General features: G+C 63.5%; 4 protein-coding genes and 1 pseudogene. 1 reads left to right on the top strand and 4 read right to left on the bottom strand.

Annotated features, from left to right (window positions below; all coding sequences use genetic code 11):
• Positions 1-418: pseudogene (locus M3498_12175) on the top strand (tyrosine-type recombinase/integrase).
• 104 nt (positions 419-522) lie between these two features.
• Here the strand turns inward: M3498_12175 and M3498_12170 are convergent.
• From M3498_12170 to M3498_12155, 4 genes are all read right to left on the bottom strand, one after another.
• Positions 523-1,815 (bottom strand): GH116 family glycosyl hydrolase, encoded by a 1,293-nt coding sequence (locus tag M3498_12170; protein MDQ3460041.1) that lies wholly within the window; start codon positions 1,813-1,815, stop codon positions 523-525.
• Between the two features lie 88 nt (positions 1,816-1,903).
• Positions 1,904-2,740, bottom strand: coding sequence for a carbohydrate ABC transporter permease (locus M3498_12165; GenBank protein ID MDQ3460040.1), 837 nt, complete (start codon positions 2,738-2,740; stop codon positions 1,904-1,906).
• A 22-nt stretch (positions 2,741-2,762) separates the two neighbouring features.
• Complete coding sequence (locus tag M3498_12160) at positions 2,763-3,695, bottom strand: sugar ABC transporter permease (GenBank protein MDQ3460039.1); 933 nt, start codon at positions 3,693-3,695, stop codon at positions 2,763-2,765.
• A gap of 7 nt (positions 3,696-3,702) precedes the next feature.
• Positions 3,703-4,176 (bottom strand): amidohydrolase family protein (locus M3498_12155; GenBank protein MDQ3460038.1); only part of this gene is annotated, 474 nt, incomplete at its 5' end.

The following is a 4,176-nucleotide window of genomic DNA, read 5'->3' as shown; positions in this document are numbered from 1 at the left end:
ACTCGGATTTACGCGAGGGTTTTGGTGAGGTCCTTGTGCCTGATGCCTTGGCCCGAAAATACCCGAACGCAGGGAAAAGCTGGGCGTGGCAGTACGTATTTCCGTCGCACAAGCGTTCAATTGATCCTCGCTCTGGGCGTGAAGGTCGGCATCACCTCTACGAGGACTCCGTTCAACGCGCGATGAAGCGGGTCATGCTTGCCGCCGGTATCGACAAGCACGGCAGCGTTCACACACTCAGGCATAGCTTTGCGACACACCTTCTCGAGGACGGCTACGACATCCGCAGTACGAAGTTTGAGGCGAATGCCGTACGGTGCAGGAACTCTTAGGCCATAAGGATGTAAAGACCACCATGATCTACACGCATGTGCTCAACCGTGGCGGGCGAGGGGTTAAGAGCCCGCTAGACTGCTAGGGGCGTCGGCTCGGAAGCGGGGCCAGCCGGACCAAGCCGCGCTCTGCCACGCGCGGCTTTGCTGCTAAGGGGCTATAGCTTCGAGATTGACGTCGTAGGCGCGTTCAGGCTTTGGTTTCTCGGGTATTGGCGTCGCTTTCGTGTTCTGCTGAGGTTGCCAGCGCCTCGAAGAAGGGTGCTTTGCCGTCTTGCAGCGTGTGAGCGGCGTAGAGAAACATCGCCGCCGACCAGGCTTGCAGGGGGTGGCCCATCGGTCGGCCGGAGCGGCCGTGCAGCCACTCGTTGAACTCCCAGACCCCATCCTTGCCGAGCAGGTTGGCGCGGGCGAGCGCCCCCAGCGCCTCCTCGGCTTGCACGTGACGGCCTGCTGTAACCAGCGCGGCGACGTAGAAACCGCCCAGGAAGGGCCAGATGCCGCCGTTGTGGTACTGGTGCGGCAGGTTCAGGTTGCGGCTGCGGTAGTAGTCGCGCCAGTCGCGGTCGCCGGGGTAGAGGGGCGGGAAGAAAGCCTTGAGGGGATAGGGCTGGTCCGCGCCCACCGCATGGGCATGAGTCAGAATCTTGTGGGTTTTGGCCTCGTCGGCGACGCCCAGCAGAATCGCTAAGCTGTTGCCGAAGCCGTCGAAGACGTGGCCGAACTCGCGAAAGCCCACCCAGGGCAGGTAGTAGGGCGCCTCGGTCAGCGCGCTCGTGTTCTGGTAGAGCAAAAACCACTCGAGCCGCATGGCCTTGAGCTTCTCGAGCTGCTCGCCAAAGAGGCGGCCATCCCAGGGCCGGTCGAGCCAGAGGAGCAAGTTGAGCTTAGCCCTCACGTCTTCGGCCATCGCCTCGTAGGCTTGGCCGTCCTGCTCGAGCGCCGCCGCCATCCGCGCCATCGCCCGCAGCGCCCCCACGTAGAGGACATTGTCGTAGAGCACGTTGTAGCGCACCGCGTAAAGGTCGGCCCAGTCGCCCGCTTCAGGCACTTCCAACAGCCCGCAGGCGTTCATGTCCTGGTATCTCAGCCACAACAGGGCCCTCTCCAGCCCTGGCCAGGCGGCGCGCAAAAAGCCCTCGTCCCTTACGGAGAGGTAGTAGGCGTAGTGCCCCAGGATGAACCACAAGTTGGCGTCCACCGCGCCGGCGTTTTCGGTGGTGACCTCGCCCGTGCGGGTGTCGACGTTCAAGTGGATCATGCCGAGCTCGGTCTGCTTGCTCGCAAGGGTCTCGAGCGACGCCCTGACCCCCGCCGCCAAGGCCCCGTCACCGGTGGCGAGCGCGCCCAGGGCGGTGATCATCGAATCCCGCGCCCAGACCTGCGGATAGCCCCCCTCGAGCGCCGAGGCCGTAAAGCCCAGCGGCGTAAGGCAGCGCTCCAAAACCTCCCTGGCGCGTTCGTAAGCGGTGTCGATGTTCATTTGGCGCACTCCCTCCTGCTAAGGCGACGCTCGCTTTTTTGTGCCTCAGCCCTCAGTCCTCAGCCCTCAGTCCTTCTCAGCCCTGCCTCTACCGCCCGCCGATGCCCGTCATGGTGATGCCCTTGATGAAATAGCGCTGCGCGAAGATGAAGACGACGAGCACCGGCAACAGCGCGATCACTGAGCCCGCCATCAGCAGCGTCCAGGCGGTGTTGTACTGGCCCTGCAGGGTGTTGAGGCCGACCGTCAGCGTGCTCATCTGGGTGCTGTTGGTGACCACCAGCGGGTAGAGAAAGGAGTTCCAGTTGAAGAGGAAGGTGAAGATAGCCAGCGCCGAAAGGGCCGGGCCCGAGAGCGGCAGGATGACGCGGGTGTAGATCTGGAAGTGGTTGGCGCCGTCCACCACCGCGGCGTCCTCGAGCTCGCCGGGAATCGTCAGGAAGTATTGCCGCAGCAAAAAGGTGCCGAAGGCGCTGAAGGCCGCAGGCAGGATGAGGGCCTGATAGGTGTCGATCCAGCCGAGGTAGCTGAGCAGGATGAAGTTGGGGATGATGACCACTTGGGCAGGGATCATCAGGGTGCCGAGGTAGCCCAGAAAGAGCGCGTCGCGGCCCGGAAAGCGCAGTCGGGCAAAGGCGTAGGCGGCCAGCGAGGAGGTTACGAGCTGCAAGACCGTCACCGCCGCGGCGACGAAGAGGCTGTTCAGAAAAAAGCGCGCGAAGGGCAGGACCTCGAAGACGCGGCGGTAGTTGTCCCAGCGCGGCGGGTCAGGGATGAAGGTGGGCGGGTACTCGAAGACCGCCCCGGCGCTTTTGAGCGAGGTCGAGATCATCCAGATAAAGGGCGCCAGCATGAAGAACGCGGTCGGCACCAAAAACAGCGCCAAGAGCCAGTTGCCCAGCGTAAAGCGCGCCCGCTCGGTCATAGTCTCTCAGTCATATGGTCCCTCAGTCATAGTGCACCCACTGCCTCTGGTAGCGGAACTGCACCAGCGTCACCACGAAGATGATGGCGAAGAGCACCCAGGCCATGGCGGCGGCGTAGCCCATCTGAAAAAACTGGAAGGCGTAGCGGTAGATGTTGAAGACGATGGTGTTGGTGGCGTTGGCCGGCCCGCCCTCGGTCATGATGAAGGCCTGGTCGAAAACCTGAAAGGAGTTGATGATGCTGATCACCAGGACGAAAAAGGTCGTCGAGGAGAGCATGGGAATGGTGATGGCGGTAAAGCGCTGCCAGGGCCCGGCACCGTCGATTTTGGCGGCCTCGTAGAGCTGTTGGGGAACGGACTGCAAGCCCGCCAAAAAGAGCACCATCGAAAAGCCGATCTGCTGCCAGATGCTCATGATGATGATGGCGGGCAGCGCCCAGCGGGTGCTCGACAGCCAGGCGGGTGGGTTGTCGATACCCACCATAAAGAGAAAGCTGTTCAAGAGGCCAAAGTCGGCGTGGAAAATCCAGCGCCACACCAGCGCCACCGCGACCGTCGAGGCGACCACCGGCATGAAGTAGGCGGTGCGGAAAAAGAGCTGGCCGGGGATGCGCTGGTTTAGGGCCATCGCCACGGCCAGCGCGATCGCCATCTGCACGGGCACGGTGCCGAGCACGTAGAGCGCGGTGTTTTGCAGGACCCGCTGAAAGAGCGGGTCCTGGCTCAAGCGCAGGTAGTTGTCCGCGCCGACCCACTGGGGCGGGCGCAGGAGGTCCCAATTGGTGAAGCTGATCAGCAGCGCGGCGAAGACGGGCAAAAAGGTGAAGACGAGAAAACCGGCCAGGTTGGGCAGCAGAAAGCCGTAGGCCGCCCAGGCCTCGCCCCGGCGCAAGCTGCCCGTTCGCCTCGAGGGCGGCTTGCGGTCCTTGCTGAGCCTTGAGGGAGCGGCCATAGAGCTCCTAGGCGTCGATGCCGAAGATGCGCGCGGCGTTGCGGTAGAAGACGAGGTCCTGCTCGTCCTCGCTCATGCCCATCTCGTCAAATGCCGCCTTCCAGGCTTCCACGTCGCGCTTCATGCGCGTCAGGTCGGCGTCGGAGCCGTAGACGAGCTTTTCGGGCCGGATCTCGTTCATGATGTAGCCGCCTTGGGTGATGTGATTTCTTACCACGTCGCCGCCGGAAAGGTCGAAAAAGAGACGGGGCCGCCAGCGGGCGATGGCGCAGGCGGTGCGGTAGTCGGGCCAGCCCAGGTGAGCGCCGATCATCCAGAGTTCGGGAAAGTGAAAGGCGATGGTGTCCAGATAGATGGGCTGCATCCGCGCCGACGAGAAGCCGTAGCGGCGTCCGCGCGCCTCGCGGCCCAGCCTGGCGACGAGCTCCTCCTCCTCCTCGCCCGTGGGCGGAGCTTTCCAGGCGTCCTCAGAGGCGCCCAT

It is taken from the genome of Deinococcota bacterium (assembly GCA_030858465.1).
Classification (GTDB): domain Bacteria; phylum Deinococcota; class Deinococci; order Deinococcales; family Trueperaceae; genus JALZLY01.
Note: the sequence above shows the minus strand (reverse complement) of the source record. Positions and strands in the feature narration are given on the sequence as shown.